At 40.4% G+C, this 18,202-nt stretch carries 20 protein-coding genes; 13 read left to right on the forward strand and 7 right to left on the reverse strand.

What is annotated here, in order from left to right; genetic code table 11:
* Window positions 1-114: 114 nt before the first annotated feature.
* Both ACWIUJ_RS07635 and ACWIUJ_RS07640 read left to right on the forward strand, forming a co-directional pair.
* Window positions 115-852, forward strand: a complete 738-nt coding sequence (locus ACWIUJ_RS07635; RefSeq protein ID WP_454170042.1) for a C39 family peptidase — start codon at window positions 115-117, stop codon at window positions 850-852.
* 139 nt (window positions 853-991) lie between these two features.
* Window positions 992-1,768, forward strand: coding sequence for a hypothetical protein (locus ACWIUJ_RS07640; RefSeq protein WP_454170044.1), 777 nt, complete (start codon window positions 992-994; stop codon window positions 1,766-1,768).
* 26 nt (window positions 1,769-1,794) lie between these two features.
* On the opposite strand, the gene ACWIUJ_RS07645 is transcribed toward ACWIUJ_RS07640, so the two are convergent.
* Entirely contained in the window at window positions 1,795-3,099 is a 1,305-nt protein-coding gene (locus ACWIUJ_RS07645) for an adenosylmethionine--8-amino-7-oxononanoate transaminase (protein ID WP_454170046.1), read from the reverse strand.
* Window positions 3,100-3,211: 112 nt separating this feature from the next.
* On the opposite strand from ACWIUJ_RS07645, the gene plsY reads away from it, so the two are divergent.
* The 4 genes from plsY (at window position 3,212) to tenA (ending at window position 7,170) form a co-directional block, all read left to right on the forward strand.
* The gene (gene plsY, locus ACWIUJ_RS07650; protein ID WP_454150059.1) at window positions 3,212-3,883 is read left to right on the forward strand and encodes a glycerol-3-phosphate 1-O-acyltransferase PlsY; all 672 of its coding nucleotides are present in this window, start codon (window positions 3,212-3,214) and stop codon (window positions 3,881-3,883) included.
* Between the two features lie 19 nt (window positions 3,884-3,902).
* On the forward strand, window positions 3,903-4,280 hold the full coding sequence (locus tag ACWIUJ_RS07655; protein ID WP_454150057.1) for a dihydroneopterin aldolase: 378 nt from the start codon (window positions 3,903-3,905) through the stop codon (window positions 4,278-4,280).
* A 224-nt stretch (window positions 4,281-4,504) separates the two neighbouring features.
* Window positions 4,505-6,325, forward strand: coding sequence for a Na/Pi cotransporter family protein (locus ACWIUJ_RS07660; RefSeq protein ID WP_454150055.1), 1,821 nt, complete (start codon window positions 4,505-4,507; stop codon window positions 6,323-6,325).
* Window positions 6,326-6,498: 173 nt separating this feature from the next.
* A complete protein-coding gene (gene tenA, locus ACWIUJ_RS07665) occupies window positions 6,499-7,170 on the forward strand; it encodes a thiaminase II (RefSeq protein ID WP_454170048.1) in 672 nt (223 codons plus the stop codon).
* Between the two features lie 105 nt (window positions 7,171-7,275).
* Here the strand turns inward: tenA and ACWIUJ_RS07670 are convergent, their stop codons facing one another.
* The gene (locus ACWIUJ_RS07670; protein WP_454170050.1) at window positions 7,276-8,040 is read right to left on the reverse strand and encodes a hypothetical protein; all 765 of its coding nucleotides are present in this window, start codon (window positions 8,038-8,040) and stop codon (window positions 7,276-7,278) included.
* Between the two features lie 131 nt (window positions 8,041-8,171).
* On the opposite strand from ACWIUJ_RS07670, the gene ACWIUJ_RS07675 reads away from it, so the two are divergent.
* From ACWIUJ_RS07675 to arsR, 7 genes are all read left to right on the forward strand, one after another.
* Entirely contained in the window at window positions 8,172-9,248 is a 1,077-nt protein-coding gene (locus tag ACWIUJ_RS07675) for an LptF/LptG family permease (RefSeq protein ID WP_454170228.1), read from the forward strand.
* 72 nt (window positions 9,249-9,320) lie between these two features.
* The gene (locus tag ACWIUJ_RS07680; RefSeq protein WP_454150050.1) at window positions 9,321-10,025 is read left to right on the forward strand and encodes a F0F1 ATP synthase subunit A; all 705 of its coding nucleotides are present in this window, start codon (window positions 9,321-9,323) and stop codon (window positions 10,023-10,025) included.
* Between the two features lie 32 nt (window positions 10,026-10,057).
* Window positions 10,058-10,630 carry a thiamine phosphate synthase gene (locus ACWIUJ_RS07685; protein WP_454170052.1) on the forward strand — a complete coding sequence of 191 codons (573 nt, stop codon included), beginning with the start codon at window positions 10,058-10,060 and terminating at the stop codon, window positions 10,628-10,630.
* A 105-nt stretch (window positions 10,631-10,735) separates the two neighbouring features.
* On the forward strand, window positions 10,736-11,752 hold the full coding sequence (locus tag ACWIUJ_RS07690; protein WP_454150046.1) for a hypothetical protein: 1,017 nt from the start codon (window positions 10,736-10,738) through the stop codon (window positions 11,750-11,752).
* Window positions 11,752-12,312, forward strand: a complete 561-nt coding sequence (locus tag ACWIUJ_RS07695) for a hypothetical protein (RefSeq protein ID WP_454150045.1) — start codon at window positions 11,752-11,754, stop codon at window positions 12,310-12,312. Before ACWIUJ_RS07690 ends, ACWIUJ_RS07695 begins: the two co-directional genes overlap by 1 nt.
* Window positions 12,305-12,949: a hypothetical protein gene (locus ACWIUJ_RS07700; RefSeq protein WP_454150044.1), complete on the forward strand. Its 645-nt coding sequence runs from the start codon at window positions 12,305-12,307 to the stop codon at window positions 12,947-12,949. Before ACWIUJ_RS07695 ends, ACWIUJ_RS07700 begins: the two co-directional genes overlap by 8 nt.
* Window positions 12,950-13,074: 125 nt before the next feature.
* Window positions 13,075-13,755 carry an acid response regulator transcription factor ArsR gene (gene arsR, locus ACWIUJ_RS07705; RefSeq protein ID WP_454170230.1) on the forward strand — a complete coding sequence of 227 codons (681 nt, stop codon included), beginning with the start codon at window positions 13,075-13,077 and terminating at the stop codon, window positions 13,753-13,755.
* A gap of 39 nt (window positions 13,756-13,794) precedes the next feature.
* On the opposite strand, the gene flgK is transcribed toward arsR, so the two are convergent.
* The 5 genes from flgK to thrC form a co-directional block, all read right to left on the reverse strand.
* The gene (flgK, locus tag ACWIUJ_RS07710) at window positions 13,795-15,618 is read right to left on the reverse strand and encodes a flagellar hook-associated protein FlgK (RefSeq protein WP_454170054.1); all 1,824 of its coding nucleotides are present in this window, start codon (window positions 15,616-15,618) and stop codon (window positions 13,795-13,797) included.
* 9 nt (window positions 15,619-15,627) lie between these two features.
* Window positions 15,628-16,053, reverse strand: a complete 426-nt coding sequence (locus ACWIUJ_RS07715; protein WP_454170056.1) for a hypothetical protein — start codon at window positions 16,051-16,053, stop codon at window positions 15,628-15,630.
* Window positions 16,054-16,104: 51 nt separating this feature from the next.
* Entirely contained in the window at window positions 16,105-16,326 is a 222-nt protein-coding gene (locus tag ACWIUJ_RS07720) for a hypothetical protein (protein WP_454170058.1), read from the reverse strand.
* Window positions 16,327-16,413: 87 nt separating this feature from the next.
* The gene (locus ACWIUJ_RS07725; RefSeq protein ID WP_454150038.1) at window positions 16,414-16,605 is read right to left on the reverse strand and encodes a hypothetical protein; all 192 of its coding nucleotides are present in this window, start codon (window positions 16,603-16,605) and stop codon (window positions 16,414-16,416) included.
* 2 nt (window positions 16,606-16,607) lie between these two features.
* The gene (thrC, locus tag ACWIUJ_RS07730) at window positions 16,608-18,155 is read right to left on the reverse strand and encodes a threonine synthase (protein ID WP_454170059.1); all 1,548 of its coding nucleotides are present in this window, start codon (window positions 18,153-18,155) and stop codon (window positions 16,608-16,610) included.
* Window positions 18,156-18,202: the final 47 nt, after the last annotated feature.

The raw sequence follows: 18,202 nt of genomic DNA on the forward strand, positions 1-18,202 counted from the left end.
TCATAATCTCTCTACCTCAAAGCCTCTTGATTCTAATGGAGTGAATCTATCAATGCCAGCTACACAAAACTATGTAGGAATGGTAGAGTTTGGGATAGGGTTTTAGAATCTCAAATGAAAGGAAGTGTGTTTGCAAGTATAGTGCTGGTGTTTGCGCTGATAAATGTGCTTAATGCACGCACGCTCCAAAGTGATAAGATTTTTATAGATGTAGAAGTTGCTTCTTGGGCGCAAATGCGCGATAGCAATCTCACCAAACAAGAGTATGATTATAGTTGTGGGGCAGCTTCGCTCTCTAGCATTTTTGCGCATTATTATGGGTTGGACAACGCAAGCGAAAAAGAAATCCTTGATTGGGTGCTCCTCTCTAAAGGCATTGACATAAATCAAAAAGAAGCAATCCAATTTGATGGGGAGATGAAGCAAAAGGCGCATTTGTCCTTTTATGATATGAGTGAGTATGCCAACTCTCGTAACTTTAAAGCATTAGGGCTAGCACTTGATATAGAATCTCTCTCTAAGCTCCAAACGCCCGTGATAGTGTATATAGTCGTGCGTGAAGTAGAGCATTTTAGCGTGCTTAAGGGTATGGATTCACAATTCGTGTATCTCGCTGACCCGAGCTTTGGGAACATTAAAATGAGTAGGGCGAAGTTTAAAGAAGCGTTTTATCCCAAACTACGCAAAAAAGGCGAAATCGATAACACGCAAGCCCTCAATAGACAAATGTTTGGTAAAATAATGGCGATACTCCCACAAGATAGCACAAGCGAGGCAAACGCGGAGTTTATGAAACTCCAAAAAGATTCTGGATTTGTGTATGAGGTAATAAAGGATATTACTACGCGATAAATTTTATAACTTATTACAAAAAGCAATGAAATATGAAAAGTTTGTAAATCAAGTATTTAAGCTAATTGATTTTTATATATAATCGCTTATGCCTTAATGCAATAGGCTTTAAGGTAAATTTTGCTTTAAGGGGTTTATAATGGATTACCTAATGGACGAATTTGCAAAATTTCTTAGCGCACTAGGCTTTATCACAATGGCAAATCTTAGTGCTGCAAGCTATGAGACGACCACCACAAGTGCGGATTGCAAAGAGCGAAATTGCTCGTATGAAAGCATTGGAGTCGGCGCGGCATATTATAACTTTAATGCGGGCGATGTCCTCTCTCCAGCATACTACTTGGTCGCTGATGGCAGGTATGTATGGAGTGCGAGAGCGCAAGTTGGACTTTTGGTGCGCGTAGGTATGGGCTCAAACAACCTTAGGGGCACATTTCCCACTACACTAAAGACAAAGGCTAGCTATTTTTTGCTTGATGCGAAACTCAAAGCTGGGTGGAATGTGCTAAGCAAGGATTATCCATTATTCTTAAATGTCTTTGGCGAGCTTGTTTCGCAAACCCCCACAAAGAGCTTTGGTCGTTCGTATAGCGTGGTTGGTTTAGAGTTAGATGGAAATATCCCTGTGGGAGGGAATCTAAAACTTACTTATGGTGCGAGTTATGGTGTATTAGTCGCATCATATTTCTATGACAATACACGGTCTAAAGTGCCAAACTCCTCTAGCAACTTTGAAGCAAGTGCCAATGTGGGTGTGAATTATGAATTTAGCAATGGCTATGCCTACTTTGCTCGCATTATTGGCAGATACCAAAGCATTGGTGCTTCAAGCGAGGCAACTTATGACAACACTCAAGTGAGCTATCCTAAGAGTAGCAACTACGCTGGAATGCTTGAAATGGGAGTGGAGTTTTAACCCTGCTTAATTAACCTATGAGATTCTCACAAGGTGCGGAGAATCTCATAGAGATTGAGAAAAATATAATCGATTTGTTCTTTAGTGGTGATAAAAGGTGGCATAAGGTAGATTGTGTTTCCTAGTGGGCGCAAAAGTAAGCCTTTTGCCAATGCTTTATTATACACTTCTACTCCCTTGCGCTCTCCCTCAAAGCCCACTATGTCAAAGGCGAAAATCATTCCCCTTTGGCGCACATTTGCTACGCAATCAAAGTTTTTAATCTCGCTCGCTTTTTTCCACATATACGCGCTTAAATTCGCATTGTTTTCTAACACATTTTGGGAATCAAAAATATCAAGCACCGCATTCGCACACGCACACGCAAGGGCATTGCCCGTGTAGCTGTGCGAATGCAAAAACGCTCTATGGCTCTGCTGATAGGGCGCGTAGAATTTCTCATATACCTCATCGCTTGTAACCACCACAGAGAGTGGCAAATATCCCCCGCTAATGCCTTTACTAAGGCACAAAAAATCAGGCACAACTCCGCATTGCTGATATGCAAACATACTGCCAACGCGCCCAAAGCCTACTGCGATTTCATCAAAAATCACATATACGCCACGCTTTTGGCACGCTAAAGTCGCATTTTTGACAAAGTTTGTGCTGTGCATTTGCATTCCCCCCGCACATTGCACCAAAGGCTCTATGATAAAGGCGATAATATCGGGGTGAGAATCAAGCAATGATTCCAAATCGTGCAATGCCTCTTGCTCGTTTGGATTGGGTGATTTGGCTTTAAGCGTTTTTAGTAAGATGGGCTCATAAATGTCTTTGTAGATTCCCACATCGCCTACGCTTAACGCACCTAAAGTCTCGCCGTGATAGGAATTTTGCAATGAAACAAACAGCGGGTTGCCTTTGGTAAGGTTAGGATTCTCTAGCACTTTAGCGTGATATGCCATTTTGAGCGCGACTTCTATCGCACTTGAGCCATTATCAGCAAAAAAGCACTTTTGGAGTTTAGAATCAAGCTTGCCACACAGACGCGAGGCAAGCTCGATAATGGGCTTATGGGAGAATCCAGCGAGGATTAAATGTTCTAACTCTTGGGCTTGGGCGTGGAGCTTTTGGCTAATGTAGTCATTGCAATGCCCAAAGAGATTAACCCACCAGCTTGAAATGCAATCCATATACGACTTCCCCTCAAAGTCATAGAGATATATTCCTTTAGCGTGTTGTATGGGGATTAGCGGGAGGATTTCCTCGTGGTCGTGCATTTGCGTGCAAGGATGCCAAATATGGCGTAAATCAAGCTCTTTTAATTGCGCTTGGGATAGGTTTTGCATACTTTACCTTTTATTGTCATAGAAATCTTTTTGCCAATTTTAAGCCAAAAAGAATAACACTTTGGTTAGAATATCGCTTTAGATTCTAAAATTCAAAGATAGTGGAGGACAAATGGGAATCTTTGGGGATATTGTCGATGTGCTGGGGAATATAAATAGTCTTTTTTACATTGTTGGGTATCTTATGGGTGGGATTCCATTTGGGTTGCTTTTGACAAAGATTTTTTATGGCATTGATGTGCGCTCTGTGGGCTCGGGGAGCATTGGAGCGACAAATGTGTATCGCGCGGTAAAAGAGATTAACCCAAAAAGCGCGAAAGTGTTTGCCGCTTGCACGATTTTGCTCGATGCGACTAAGGGGACGATAGTTGTCCTTGTGGCGAAAATGTTTGGGCTTAGCTTTGAGGCGCAGTGGCTTATTGCAATTCTTTGTATTATAGGGCATTGTTATAGCCCGTTTTTAGGCTTTAGCGGTGGTAAGGGCGTGGCGACCACTATTGGTTCGGTGATTTTGCTTATGCCTATTGAGGGTTTGTGTGGGCTTGTGGTGTGGGCGTTTGTGGGTAAGGTATTAAAAATCTCTTCACTTTCTTCGTTGCTTGGTGTATTTACGGGATTATCGCTCACTTTTGTTATCCCCTATGTTTTTGATTTGCCAGCTTGTATTGATATTAACGCGCAAATCAACTCACACATACCCGTAGTGCTTATCGGGCTATTTATACTTTATACGCATATTCCTAATATCAAACGACTGCTTCGCGGGGAAGAAAAAAAGATATAGTTGCGTTTAAGGAGGTCGTATGCGCTTTTGTGTGTATATTAGGGATTTAGAGTTTCGCACGATTATAGGCGTGCTAGAATCTGAACGCGAGAAAAAACAAGACATTGTGCTTAATGTCAAGATTTTTTATACCTATGAAAATGAGAGCAAAGATGCGCATAGCGTGGGGTTTTTAGACTATGCAGAAGTTGTCAAAGTCATTAAACACCACATTAAATCCAAAAAATATGGACTTTTGGAGGATTTGCTCATAGGGCTCAATGCGATATTGCGTAAAAAATTCCCAATGATTGAGAAAATGTCCCTGCAAGCCTTTAAACCAAGTGCTATTAAGGGTGCGCAAGTTGGGTTGGGATTAAAGAGCAATGCGAAGAGTTTATTGGCATTTTTTGCCTAGTGCGCGCTAAAATCAGCCTATTACGCACTCCAAGTATTATATCCCCTTGCTGGTGCTTAATAAAATTTTATGCTACATTTTTTTGCTTTTAATGTATAATTGAGCGTTTTTGCGTGATTTTACAAAGATTTTACAAATCTTAGTTAAATGCGTTTGGTTGCACTTTAATCAAAGATTCTACACCAAAATAGAGAATCTAAAAATTCATTGTAAAGGCGGTTTTTATGTTGGGTAAGTTTAGCAAGGCAATAAAGCAATATTACTTTTTTGTCATAGGGATATTAGTGATTTACGCGCTTGCTGTGAATGAGGAAATCGGCAAGCTGTGTGCGGGTGTGGCAATTTTGCTTTTTGGTATGCTCTTTTTGGGCGAGGGCTTTAGAGGATTTTCTGGAGGGATTTTAGAGAGAGTGCTCTCAAGCTGGACAAAGACGCCTATAAGAAGCGTGGCTTTTGGGACGATTGCTACGACTATAATGCAAAGCTCAAGTATCGTAACGGTGCTGGCGGTTACTTTTGCAGGAGTGTCGCTTATCACAGTAACGCAAGGTATTGGCGTTATGTTTGGTGCGAATTTAGGAAATAGTGCTGGCTCGTGGTTGATTGTGGGCGCGAGCTCTATTAGTATTTCTGCATTGGCGTTGCCTTTTATTGTGGGCGGATTGTTATTTAACTTTCGTCCAAGTAAGGCACAAAAATACTTTGGCAAGATTCTCGCTGGATTTGGATTTTTCTTTTTGGGCGTGTTTTACATTAAGGCTGGATTTGAGGGCTTTAAGGAAGTAATGGACTTATCTCAATACCGCTTAGAGGGGTATAAGGAAGTTTTTGGATTCTTGCTTATTGGTGCGGCGATGACAGCTATTATCCAAAGCTCTCACGGCTCTCTTGCCATTATCATCGCTGCGTATGCGGAGCAGCAAATAAGCTACTCAGGTGCGCTTGCTGCGGTGCTTGGCACGAGTGTGGGTGGTGTGGTAACTGCACTTGTCGCTTCGCTTGGCACAAATGTGGAGGGGCGTAGGTTAGCGGTAGCAAATTGTGTGTTTAACTTTACCACCGTGTTTATTGTCGCGGTGTTTTTCCCATATTTTGAAGCACTTAATAATATGGTGGGGGATTTGTGTGGGTTTGCTGAAGATTCTATGTTTCGCATAGCGATTTGGCACACACTCTTTAATCTCGTTGGAGTCGTGCTTTTAACGGCTTTTATCCCACTTATAGCAAAGATTCTTAACAGCCTTTTAAAGAGCAAGTCAAAATCTCAAGATGCACCGCTGTATATCAATGATGCGTTATTGCCTTACCGTGATACAGCCATAGAAGCACTCACTAAAGAAGTTAAACATCTTTATGACAATGCCTTTGCGATTATTTCGCACGCGATTGGATTCCACCGCACAGACATAAAGAGCGATAAAGAGCTTAAAGAAGTGGTAAAAAATAAAGATTGGCTTAAAGAAGACATTGATGTCAATGAACTCTATAACAACCAAGTAAAAACGCTTTTTAACAGCGTTATGGATTTTTCAAGCAAACTTCAAACTTTTGTCAGCGACATTGGACATATTGAGCAAATTACAGCGTTACAAATCGCTTCGCGTAAAATCGCTGAGGCGACAAAAAGCGCGGGAGTGCTAAGAGCAAACATAAAGAAATACTCTACGGGTAGAAATGCGGCTATGCAAAAAGAATACGATGAAATGCGCCTTGAAGTGGGTTCGCTTTTAAGACTTATTGAGCAAATTAAAATTGCACCTAAAAAGCGACAAAAGAAAGCAAAAAATATGCTTAAGGATTACAAAAAATTCTTTAAAGCCCAAGATAGAAATGCGTTTGGCATTGTTGAGCGACTTATCCAGCAAAAGGCTATTAGCTCGGCAAATGGGACATCGCTTCTTAATGACATTTCCTTTATCGATAATATTGCCAAAGAGCTTATCTCTGTGGCGAATAATATGTATGGTTTAGTCGATGTGAATGTAAAAAAGAAGAAGGGCAAAAACAAACACTCAACGCTTGTAGAGTGGAACTTAAAAATGTAGAGCATTGCTCTAACAACCTCCACAGAATCCCAAAGGGGATTCTGTCTTTTTCGCCTTTGGTTTAAAATTATCAGTATTTTTTAAAAAAAGTTAAATAAAAATATGTTTTTAGGGCAATATTTACTTGAATATATTAGTATGTGTGCTCCAAAACAACATTATAAGGAGCAATTATGAGCACAAAAAAACTTTTTTCTTCTCTTGTAGAAGCAAATGCAGATATTTGGGACAAATACATTCATCATCAATTTGTCAAGCAAATCGAGGCGGGCACATTACCAAAAGAAAACTTTTTGTTTTACCTTAAGCAAGATTCTATTTATTTGTTGCATTATGGGAGGTGTTGTGCTTTGCTGGCAAATAATGCCACCAATACCACCGAGCTAAAATTCGCCACAAAGTATCAAAATATCGCCATTGAAGTGGAATCTCAACTCCACACGAGCATTTTGCAATTTGGCATTGAACACTTAAATGCGCGTGATGAGAGTATAACAAATATCGCTTATACGCGCTATATGCAGGGCGTGGCAAGTAGCGGGGACTACCTTGATATGCTTGTGGCTTTAAGTAGCTGTGCGATTGGCTATGGCGTGATTGGCAGGGAGCTTGGGAGCAGGCTTGATATTACCAAACTTGATAATCATCCATATAAAGATTGGATTTGCACTTATGCGGGCGATGAGATTCAGGTGTTGGTGCGTGAGTTTGAGGAGTTTGTAGATAGTTATAGCCACGCCGTAAATGAAGAGAAGTTTAAAAAACTTAGCGATATTTTTTACACCGTCACGCGATTAGAATGTGCCTTTTGGCAACACGGATTAGAGATGAAAATGGATATTTAAGGTCGCTTATTACAAGAAAGTAACGAACTATTGAGTAAGGGTGGAGCGAAATTGTATAAATAGAAAGCAAAAAGGCTTTCTATTTATATTGATTGTGTGAAGAGGCTAAAATACATAGCCTAAGATGATTGACGCTCTCCAATAAGGGACTTGAAAATCTTTTGTCTTAATATAAGTGTTAAGCGCGGTAAAATCACCCGGGTCTCGCGTAGTGCTATTAAGGTTGCCCATCATATAGCGCACACCAATGCTAAAGGTGTCTTTAAGTTTAAGTCCAAGTCCGCCACCATAGACAACCCCTTGATACACAGCATTCGCACTCCAATTATTTTGTGTATCACTCTTAAAAAATGTATCTGTGAGTGAATGATAAGAATATCCAGCCATCGCTTGGATATAGAATCCTCCACCAAAATGCACACCCAACACAGCGGGAATCTGCACTCCCCAACCGCTAAAATTTGTCTCGCCTAGCAGTTTGGTCCCATTTGGCAATTCTGTTTGTGGCGAAGTGGCAAAAATGTTACTATCTCCACGAGCTCGGAGATACACAGGCACGGTGATTTCCACACCCACATAAGGATGCAACCCACCCGCACTAGAGACCGATACAATGTAGCTAGAATATCCAACATCAGCGGAGTTTAAAATCATATCGCCAAGTGATGAGTAAGAATAGCCTAAATGCCCCTCATTATAGAGAATCCAAGTCGCAGAGCTACTCGCACTACTCGCCTTTATCACGCGTCCGCTTCCAAAGTTTGAAAGCAATGAGCTCTCCGCACTTTTGTATGAGTTAAATGGGCTTGCGCCAAACACACTACAAACTAAAGAAACAAGCACAACGCTTGTCATAACTAAGAATCGCATAAATGCCTCCTTGATATAAGGTAATTTAGATATTATCTCTAAGTTTAATAAATCGGCGAAAATATTGGCGTTTAAATAGTGGAAAATTGCTATAATGCGTAGATTCTATAAAATTAAGCGGGGTTTTGGCAATGTTGTTTCGATTTATTGCTTTGCATTATCTCAAGTATTTTTGCATTATTTTTAGCGCGCTTGAGTTGTTTTTTGTAACTATCGATACGCTTCAATATATTGATAAACTTCCAGATTCTGCAAACTTATTAGTGTTGTATATTTTTTATGATTGTGTCTATGCGATGAGTTATACTTTACCCATATCGCTTGCATTAAGCGCGATTGTATTCCTTATAAACTTGCTTAAAACAAACCAATTAACAGCACTCCTTGCGCTTGGATATTCTCGTTTGCGGATTTTATTTCCTGTTGTTGCGGTGTGTGTGTTTTTTACTTGTGCGCATATTGGGTTAAATTGCACGCCACTTGCCTATGCGTTAGAGCAAGTGGAGCTTATCGTGCATAATCAAACGCTTGTAAATGTCCGCACTGATGTGCTTTTAAAGTTTGATGACAAATACATTTATATGGGGGAGATTTTTCCACTCGAAGATGGTGGTGCGAGGGTGGAGAATATCAAAATCTTTGAGCTAGATTCCCTAGAACTTCGGCAATATTATAGTGCTAAGAGTGGATTTTTTGTCAATAATCAGTGGCGACTTAGCGATGTGAATTTGGTGAGCATTTCTCCGCAACTACAAATCGGTAGCAAAGCCATAGATAAACAAGAAATCGCCCAATTAGAGCTATTAAAAGGATTTCGTCCAAAGGTGCTTGATACCTTTGCCAAAGACAAGCCTCGTGTGTCTATCATTGATGCGATTGATACACTGCGAATCTCCATAAAACAAGGCACAAGCTCGACTAAAATGCGTGGCATTATCTATGCCTTAGTCGTTGCACCATTTTTTGTCCCATTGAGTATTCTTGTCATTGCGAGTTTTATCCCTTCTTTAGCGCGCTATGAGAATCTTGCGATACTTGGATTTTCTTGTGTTCTTGGTGTGCTTATGGTTTGGGGGTTATTTTTCTCTTTTGCTGAATTTTCCACAGCGGGCTTAATCCAACCAGAAATGGGCGTGCTCGCACCATTTTTGATATTATTTGGTTGCACTTTGCATTTTTTGCGTAAAATCAACACAAAATTCATATAATTTTATTGTTTTAAGAGGTTTTTTACTTTTCACAAGGCATAATATTGGGAAATTTTATGCAAGGGCAATGTTATGGAAGATAGAGTTTGGACCATTGCGGGGGCGTTTTACCCGCACTCATTAGAAAAAGTGTTTTCTCATCAAGATTTTGTGGTGGCGGTTTATACCGTGTTGATTAGTGTTTTGCTTTTGGTGTGTGCGAAGCTCGCCACAAGCAAGATGCAACTTGTGCCTAGTGGCGTGCAAAATGTGTTTGAAACACTTATCAGCGGAGTGATTAACTTCTCAAAAGACATTGTGGGCGAGGAAGTAGCAAGGAAGTATTTTCCACTTGCGGCTACCATTGGCTTACTTGTGGCGTTTGCTAATCTTATTGGAATTATACCGGGTTTTGAAGCACCGAGCTCTAGCCTTAGCTTTACACTTGTTTTAGCGTTGGTGGTATTTTTTTACTACCATTTTGAGGGCATTCGAGCGCAAGGAGTCATCAAGTATTTCAAGCACTTTATGGGTCCTGTGCCTTGGCTTATTCCCTTAATGTTACCTGTGGAGATTATTTCACACTTTTCACGCATTATTTCGCTTTCTTTCCGTTTGTTTGGGAATATCAAGGGCGATGATATGTTTTTGCTTATTATGCTTATGCTTGTGCCTTGGGTTGTGCCTGCATTGCCGTTTGCTATTTTGACTTTTATGGCATTTTTGCAAGCCTTTGTGTTTATGATTCTCACTTATGTCTATATTAGCGGAGCGGTAGCAGTAGATTCTGACCATTAAGCAGATAATCGGCTTAGGCTAAGGCACATTGAATGGGCGTGTTGCAATCTTTGCTTATCACGCCCAGCTATTACACTTCGCGTGATTGCGCTCAAAATCTCGGTGCTATTTTAGATTCTCATCAAGTGCATTACGCTATGTATCGGTGTGATGATATGTCTTTGGCTGAGGATTTTGCCCTGCAGTGTAAAAAGCGTGGCATTCGTGTGGTGTTAAACGCTACTTTTGACAACGCCAATCCGTTAGTCATTTTAGATTCTCATCTTTTGCGCCATTTTGATGGAATCCACCTAAAAGGTGCGTATTTTACTTGCATAGATTCTATCGCGCGTCATTATGGTGGTATCATTGGATTTAGTGCGCATAGCGTTGATGAGGTATATGGGGCGTTGCGCAGCGGTGCGCATTATTGCACACTTAGTCCTATTTTCTCCACGCCAAACAAACCCGCCCCATTGGGCATACAATCTTTGCACGCCCTACATATTCAAGCACGAGAGAAGACATTTGCCTTAGGTGGCATTGTAAGTGATTCTCACATTGCTAAAATCACGAGCATTGAGCACATTAAGGGCTTTGGCTCTATTCGATATTTTTTCTCCTAAATATGTGATTTTTGCCCAAATAGCCATAATAAAGGAACGATATTTTTATGTGCTAAGGGGTAGAAATTTTATACAATAACTTTGTAAGTAAGTGAGGTAGGTATTTTGGGCTTATCATCTTTTCTTCGTCCTTTTTTTTCGACTGCGTTTATTGGCGTAGATGTTGATGGGAGATTTTGCAAGGTCTATGTGGTAGCTCGCAAAAATGGACAAACAAAGGAAGAGTTTTGCAAAGAATTTAAAGCCTTTGATAATAAACTGCCTGCTGAAGCCGCAAAGCTCATTCGCGCATACAAAAGAAAATATCCATTTACTTATCTTGGCTCAATATCAAAGACCTACAATCAAGGCGTGATTGATACGACACAAAGGGTGAAACTCTCAAAGTTTGGCATTAAGCCCGATGAGAATTTATTTATACGAATGCATAATTGGGCGTGTTATATACAAAAGCGCGCTGTTGCAGAAAGTCGAGCGCGCTATCTTCAAGCGTTGGGGTTGGATTTTTTATTTTCCCCATTTATTGTGATTTATACCATTATCGCACACAAAATGCTTCGCACTAGAAATTGCTTGTATGTGCTACAACAAAGGTCTAATATCAGCTTGCTTGTAGCGGATAAGAAAAATGTTTTTTTTGGCGGATATTTCCCATTAAGCAGCGATTTGGAGGGCATTGGAGATGATGATGACGAGCACAGCGAGATTAGCTCTATTTTAGATATGAAAAATATTGATGGGCTTGCTGGGACTTCCCCAGAGGAGTTACGCGAGTTAGGAGAGTTAGATGGCATAGATGAGGAAGTCCTTGAACAAGAGATTGCGCCAAAAGAGCTCAAAAATAGAAAAAAAGCTCAAGGCGAGCAAGCAAGGATTGAGGAATTGCGTGATTTGGCGCGTGCTAATGATACGAGTGAGATTATCACAAATTGCGTGAGTGAGTTTTATAGTAATGATATGTATAAAAGCGATTTTTTGGACAAAATCATTCTTCTTGACACTTATGGAATCTCCAATCAAGCTGTCGAGCATATAAGAAACTCGCTTTTAATGGATATTGAAGTGCGCCCCGTGGATATAACAAAAACATTGATAGAGCTTATGCAAAGGGAGAATCCATAATGGCATCATATAGTTTCATACAACCAAAAGCAAAGTCGATTTTTCGCCGTTTTACAAAATTTTGGCTTTTTTATATTTTGCTAATGATTGTTTGCATTGGTGTGTTTGATAGATTCTTAGAAACGCGCATCGATGGGAAGCAATACGAAGTTGTCGATATGGACGACCAAACTAAAGAGGTAAGTGAAAAAATCACCGCGACAAAGGAATACATCGCACGCCTTACTTACGAGCACAACACAGTTGCGCTTATTGATGAGAAAGTGGGTGGCGAAAAATCTACAAACCAGCGGTTTAGAGGTGGTTTTGAGCGATTAGTAAATCTTATCCCAACGCAAATTACGCTTAATAGTATTCGCATTGATGAGAGAAAGCTAGAGCTTAAAGGCATCACGCCCTCCCAAGAAGTGTATAAATTTTTGCTAGAAGCACCGCTTAAGGCGAGCTTTGATGAAAGTAGGGTGGATTTTTTCCCTTTGCTTAATGGCTGGTTTCATTTTACTTCAGTAAGCAAGCGTAGCGAGCCATTGCGAAAGCCTCAAGGAGAAGAAGATGAATGATTACAAAAGTGAATTTACAATAAAAAACACCCTCTTTTTCTTTGTTTTTGTGATAATTTGTGTCATTGGAGTAGTCAATGTGCTTTTGCCTCGTATAGAGACTTATAAAAAACAACTCACAGAAAATCGGCGCGAAGAGCTTATCTATAATCAAGCTGTGAATGAATACAACAAAACCAAAGCCGCACTTAAATCTCTCATTGAGGAAAATGCCCAAGCTTTTGATAGACTTTATGCTGACACACCGACAGAAAAGCAACTCCAAGAACGCATAAAACATTATTTTGTCTCACTTAAAGTGAAGAAAAAAGAGACCAAATCAGACAACAACATTTCTTATACGAAGTTTGATATTTCTGGCTTTATGGCAAACAACACAAAAGTGCTTGAATTTTTAGAGCAAATTGGCAATTTAGAAAATATTGTGCAAATTAACGCTCCTTTAATCGTGCGCGAGGATAAGGCAAGCAAGACACTTAGCGTGTTTTTTAGCCTTGAGATTCTCCAAAGCCACTATACGCCAAGCGAGATTATTTTACAAGAAGATTTGCAATACAAGCACCCAAGCAAGATACCAGCGCAATCAAGCCAAGATTCTGGAGCAATGTTGCAATTTGTGTTAGGGTTGCGCGATTAAATATATAAAGTGCTTTACTTAATTTTATCTTAAAGCATTTTGTTATACAATACGCTAAATTTCGGTTTAGCAAAACCAAAGGAGAATAAATGTCAAAAGAGACCCAAAAAGAGCCAACAAAAGAAATGTTGGAAGTGTTGATGATTGAAGATGATATGGAGCTTGCCGAGATTCTCACAGAATACCTTAAGGGGCACGATATGAATGTAACCAATTATGATGAGCCCTATACAGGAATGAGTGCCGTCAATGCCAAGCATTTTGATATTTTACTGCTTGATTTAACCCTGCCAAACCTCGATGGATTAGAGGTTTGCAAGCGTGTAGCGAAGCAGAAAAATATCCCAATCATTATCTCTTCAGCAAGAAGTGATGTCGATGATAAGGTAAAAGCCCTAGAATATGGCGCAGATGATTATTTGCCTAAGCCTTATGACCCAAAAGAGCTTGTAGCGCGCATTAACTCACTTTTGCGCCGATATGCGAAGAAAAATCCAAAAGAGCTTGGTAGGGAAAAAGAATCAATCTTTAAAATTGATAAGCAAACAAGACAGGTGTATTTTAAGGATAAAATGCTTGAACTCACAAGAGCGGAGTATGAGATTCTCACACTGCTTATTGGCAAAAAGGGGCAGGTGTTTTCACGCGAGGCAATCGCCATAGAATCTGAAAGTATCAACCCAGAGAGCTCAAATAAAAGCATTGATGTGATTATTGGGCGATTGCGCTCTAAGATTGAGGAGAATCCAAAATCGCCAAAATACATTATATCCGTGCGCGGAGTAGGCTATAAACTTGAAGCGTAGGGATTACGCAGATTCCCTAATCTTTTTTAAGCGCGGTGATTATTGCTTTATGCTTAGGAGCGTTTCTATCATTCTATCAATGGTAGTGATGACTTTGGCATTTGCCGCATAACCACCTTGAAATTTAATAAGATTTACCATTTCTTCATCAATGCTTACTTGTGAAATAGAGTGGTGCTCTTTTTTCACCGCGCTTAGCACAGCGTCTTTGGTTTCTTTAGTGCGCTCTGTTTGTTCGGTTTGTGTTGCCACGCGCCCCGTTACAAACTGAAAATACTCAGAAATGCGCATAGTTTTTGGCTCTTTGGCTAAAAATGGATAGAAATCCACCTCATCATATTGGAGTTGTTGCATCATATTTGCCACTTCAAAGTTCCCAGCCACAGGAGAGAGCCAAGGTCTAATCAACGCTGAATCGCGTGCATATTCAGGGTTGAGTGCGATATTTCTCGCACTATTCCCATCAAAAAACCGATTGATTCCAAGTGCGCCCACAAAGTTTGTGCCATTATCTTTGATACCTACATACAAGCCTTGTGAAGGGTTTTTCGCAGCAACGACAAATTGGCGTCCTGTCGGGTGATAGTAGGCTTGGAAATAGTCATCGACATCGTTGAGTGCATTGTTATCTGCATTATCATCAGTGTTTGCATTGATAGCTTTGATAATATCATTCATCGTGGTGATACGGTCTATGTTGATAGTTTTGCGCACGATTTCTTCGCCCTTTGTGTTATACACGATAATATCAAAACTCCCCTCTTTAATGTTGTAGGGGGAATCAATAAGCGCAGCGGTATTCCAAATATCCAAAATGTCGCTTTTAATATCGTGTGTGGCACTTTGGGCGTAAATATGGTTGGTTGCTTCAATAAGCCCCCGTGCAAAGACATCAAGGTGGTTGATATAATCTTGAAGTTTTCCAAGTGGCGCGTCATAAGTCCCATCACCAAAAAGAGCGATAAGCGAGCCAGCCTTGCCTTGAGTAAGTTTATCAGTGATTTCTATGGTTTTAAAGTCATCACCTTGAAAATACACATGCGCTAAATTTGGCGCATTTTCATCTGTTTTTACGATGATTGGGTGGTGCATTGCACCATCGACAATGTTAAAGCCGTGTGCGACATTAAGCACATATTCATCATCAAAGTCCGCCATTCTAGGCGCGATTGGATATTTTGTCCATAAGTGGTTTTTAAACACATTTGCCCCAAGCAACGATTGAATATTAAATTCAAGTTCATCGCGCCTATCGCGCAATTCATTTGCCTGCATAAATTGGATTTGGTCTTCCATTTCTTTAATTTTGCCGTTAATTTGTGCGATTTCTTTAGCGTTGGCATTGACTTCTTTAATCACCACTTCTAGCTCCTCGCTTGCCTTTCTTTGGAGGATTTCTAGTCGCCTGCGTGTATCGGTGATAGTTTTGACTAGCGTTTGAGCGTCTTTTGCAAGGACTTGCTTTTGTGCTGGGTCGGTGGAGTATTTTGCTAAATCTTTCCAAGAATCAAAGTATCGCTCCAAATCGTTGTAGATTCCCACTTCATCGACTTCTGGGAAAAATGCACTCGCCTCGCGCAAATACTCAAAATGTGTGTTGTAAAATTGTGATTCTTCGCTTGCTCTACGATAGCGTGAAAATACAAATTCATCGTGCACTCTAGCGATAGTCTCTACGCTCACGCCACGCCCGATATTTACCCCTTGATAATACAAAGGCTTCTCTGGGCGCACGATTGTGCGCTGACGACTATAAAACTCATCACTCGCGTTTGAAATATTATTGCCCGTTACATCTACCATTACTTGATGGGCAGATAATCCCGTGTATGAAGTATTTAGCGATGATAAAATGCCGCCCATATTAGACCTTTATGCGTTAATATCTAAAATATGGCTTTTGGGCTTGCTTGCTGTATAGTCGTGATTCTCATAAGGCACGAGAGCTTTAAGCAATGAGGTGTAAAACTCACCCACAGCAAATACGCTTTGTGCGTAAGATGAATTGATGTCTTTGAGTGTTTTAAGTGCGCTTTTTAATCGCTCTAAACCCTCATCAACTTCAGAATCTAGCAATTCACTCATTGGTGTATCGGGGTTTTTTTCCATAAGTTCGCGCATTTGCGATTCTAAAAGCGATTTGTTGGTTTCAAATGATTTAATAAGGAGCTTTTTTTCCTCATTGCGTGCAAAAATTGCATCATTGTTTGCCAACGCAATGTCAGCGACATCTTCTTTGGTGAGGATTATAAGTTTATCTAAATCACTAATGGCTTCTTGTAGATGTTGTAATAGCATTGCAATCTCCAAATGCGCTCTCTTTGGGATTTGACTCCCCAAATGCGCTTTTTAGAGATTAAGCAAATCTAATGCCATTTTCTTAGAAGTTTCGGGGATATTGATTTCGTATTTATCTTGTGCTATTTGGTCTTTGATACGCTTTGCTTTGTCAGTATTTGCAGATTCTAGCACGCTTTGGCTTTTTGTAGAATCTTGGGTTTTTGCACCCTTGTTTTTCGTATCGTTGTTGTGTGCGGCATTGATAGCACTCGCATTTACACCTGTAATCACTGCTACTCCTTAAATCTCTATTTGCCTTAAGCCAAAATCGGCGAAAGTTCTATGTTTTTAAATCAATTTGTGTTCCCTTTTGTGTGGCTACCTCGATATTCCGCGTTTGCCAATCTCTTTTTGGAGGTCTTTAACGCTTGTTGGTCCTAGATTCTTTGCCCCTTCAAAGAGCGCGTCTTGAGAATCTCTAAAGGTATAAATGCCAAGCAAAGCCATCGCATAAAGAAAGAAAAAAAATGCGATGGTTGGAATAAGCCAATTTTTATTCACAATATTCATTTTTACCTCCGTTGTGTAAGCCACTCTATAATGTGGGGCTTGACTTCTTTAATGGCTAGCTCTTGGCTTTGCGCAATGGGCTTGTCAAATAGCGAGCTAATATTGCTATGCAGGGTAATCTGAGAATCTAAGCCCTGCAAGAAAGCAATAGCCTCCTTGTCGCCATATTTATTTATCTCCTTAAGTTTCCCTAAATCGTTTGATTTGTGAGAAACTTTAGAAATTTCTTTATCCTCTCGTAATGCCATTGCAATGGTGGGAGCAAATTTGCTCCATTCCGCAGTGGAGCAAAGCACAAACTTGCCACCCACACTTTGCTTAAAGTCTTTATATGCCTTTAATCCACACGCCGTATGGGAATCTAATACATATCCATTCGCATACGATTCTCTAATGAACTCTTTGCATTGCTCATCTGTGCAAAAACTCGCGCTAAAATGCTCTTGAAGTGCTTGCAACTCTTTGACATCAAGGGCATAAACTCCATTTTTTTGGAGAGATTGCATACATTGTGCCGTGCGTTGCGCGCCAAAGAGTGCAAACAAGACCCGTTCCACATTGGAGCTTTTGATAATGTCCATTGCAGGGGAAAGCGATTGGATAAGGTTTTTTGTCCTAATGTCATACACGCCTGTGGTGAGGAATTCATAGAGAATCTTGTTGGGGTTTGACGCGCAAATTAGGCGGTTTATAGGCACGCCCATAACTTTCGCATAAAATGCCCCCAAAATATTACCAAAATTTCCACTAGGCACGATAATGTTAATGTGTGAGAATGCGGGATTTTCCAAAGACACTTCCTCGCGTCGCAATAACTCTAAATACACCCAAATGTGATAGACAATTTGAAATACTATACGCCCGATATTTACGGAGTTCGCAGCCGATAGAGAAATGTTGAGATTTTGCAAGGTTGCATTAAATTCATCATCGCTAAGCAAGGTTTTAAGTGTGCTTTGCGCATCATCAAAGTTGCCTTGTATGCCAATTACCTTGAGATTTGGGGAATCTTTGGTTACCATTTGTAGTCGTTGCACATCTGAAGTGCCCTTGCTTGGATATAGGCAGACTACATCGATATTACTCGCATCTTTAAAACTCTCTAATGTCGCTGGTCCTGTATCGCCACTTGTCGCCACGAGGATAAGATACCTTTTATCCGTGCTTAGAGATTTTATAAGTGAGCCAAATGGCTGGAGAGCCATATCTTTAAACGCTCGAGTGGGTCCGTGATAGAGTTCTAGCACGGTAAGATTCTCATCGTAGCGTTTAAGTTGCACGGGCGTGTTTGCGTCATCAAAGTTTTCATAAGTTTGGAGCGCATCGCGTAAAAGTCCTTTGGGAATGTCTAATCCCAAAAGCGAGAAAACCTCCTCACATAGCTCTTTGTAAGAGCATTTGCTAAGTCTTACAAGCTCGTTTTTGTGTAATGTCGGTAGTGCAGAAAATGTATAGAGACCACCACTTGCCGTGCTAGGAGAGAGAATCGCTTCACAAAAGCTCTTATAATCCCCTCCACCACGAGTGTCTATCATCTTTGTTGTTTTCATTTACTTCCCTTTTGTGTGTGAAATTGGTGTAATTGTAATCTTTTTGT

This window comes from Helicobacter sp. 23-1046 (assembly GCF_053654635.1).

What these genes read in the sequence shown, in the direction of transcription:
- ACWIUJ_RS07655 (WP_454150057.1), top strand. Translation starts at nt 3,903, where the DNA reads ATGCGCTTTTGTGTGTATATTAGGGATTTAGAGTTTCGCACGATTATA.
- arsR (WP_454170230.1), top strand. Translation starts at nt 13,075, where the DNA reads ATGTTGGAAGTGTTGATGATTGAAGATGATATGGAGCTTGCCGAGATT.
- ACWIUJ_RS07695 (WP_454150045.1), top strand. Translation starts at nt 11,752, where the DNA reads ATGGCATCATATAGTTTCATACAACCAAAAGCAAAGTCGATTTTTCGC.
- ACWIUJ_RS07635 (WP_454170042.1), top strand. Translation starts at nt 115, where the DNA reads ATGAAAGGAAGTGTGTTTGCAAGTATAGTGCTGGTGTTTGCGCTGATA.
- ACWIUJ_RS07675 (WP_454170228.1), top strand. Translation starts at nt 8,172, where the DNA reads ATGTTGTTTCGATTTATTGCTTTGCATTATCTCAAGTATTTTTGCATT.
- ACWIUJ_RS07640 (WP_454170044.1), top strand. Translation starts at nt 992, where the DNA reads ATGGATTACCTAATGGACGAATTTGCAAAATTTCTTAGCGCACTAGGC.
- ACWIUJ_RS07715 (WP_454170056.1), bottom strand. Translation starts at nt 16,053, where the DNA reads ATGCTATTACAACATCTACAAGAAGCCATTAGTGATTTAGATAAACTT.
- flgK (WP_454170054.1), bottom strand. Translation starts at nt 15,618, where the DNA reads ATGGGCGGCATTTTATCATCGCTAAATACTTCATACACGGGATTATCT.
- tenA (WP_454170048.1), top strand. Translation starts at nt 6,499, where the DNA reads ATGAGCACAAAAAAACTTTTTTCTTCTCTTGTAGAAGCAAATGCAGAT.
- thrC (WP_454170059.1), bottom strand. Translation starts at nt 18,155, where the DNA reads ATGAAAACAACAAAGATGATAGACACTCGTGGTGGAGGGGATTATAAG.
- ACWIUJ_RS07680 (WP_454150050.1), top strand. Translation starts at nt 9,321, where the DNA reads ATGGAAGATAGAGTTTGGACCATTGCGGGGGCGTTTTACCCGCACTCA.
- plsY (WP_454150059.1), top strand. Translation starts at nt 3,212, where the DNA reads ATGGGAATCTTTGGGGATATTGTCGATGTGCTGGGGAATATAAATAGT.
- ACWIUJ_RS07685 (WP_454170052.1), top strand. Translation starts at nt 10,058, where the DNA reads ATGGGCGTGTTGCAATCTTTGCTTATCACGCCCAGCTATTACACTTCG.
- ACWIUJ_RS07725 (WP_454150038.1), bottom strand. Translation starts at nt 16,605, where the DNA reads ATGAATATTGTGAATAAAAATTGGCTTATTCCAACCATCGCATTTTTT.
- ACWIUJ_RS07700 (WP_454150044.1), top strand. Translation starts at nt 12,305, where the DNA reads ATGAATGATTACAAAAGTGAATTTACAATAAAAAACACCCTCTTTTTC.
- ACWIUJ_RS07645 (WP_454170046.1), bottom strand. Translation starts at nt 3,099, where the DNA reads ATGCAAAACCTATCCCAAGCGCAATTAAAAGAGCTTGATTTACGCCAT.
- ACWIUJ_RS07660 (WP_454150055.1), top strand. Translation starts at nt 4,505, where the DNA reads ATGTTGGGTAAGTTTAGCAAGGCAATAAAGCAATATTACTTTTTTGTC.
- ACWIUJ_RS07670 (WP_454170050.1), bottom strand. Translation starts at nt 8,040, where the DNA reads ATGCGATTCTTAGTTATGACAAGCGTTGTGCTTGTTTCTTTAGTTTGT.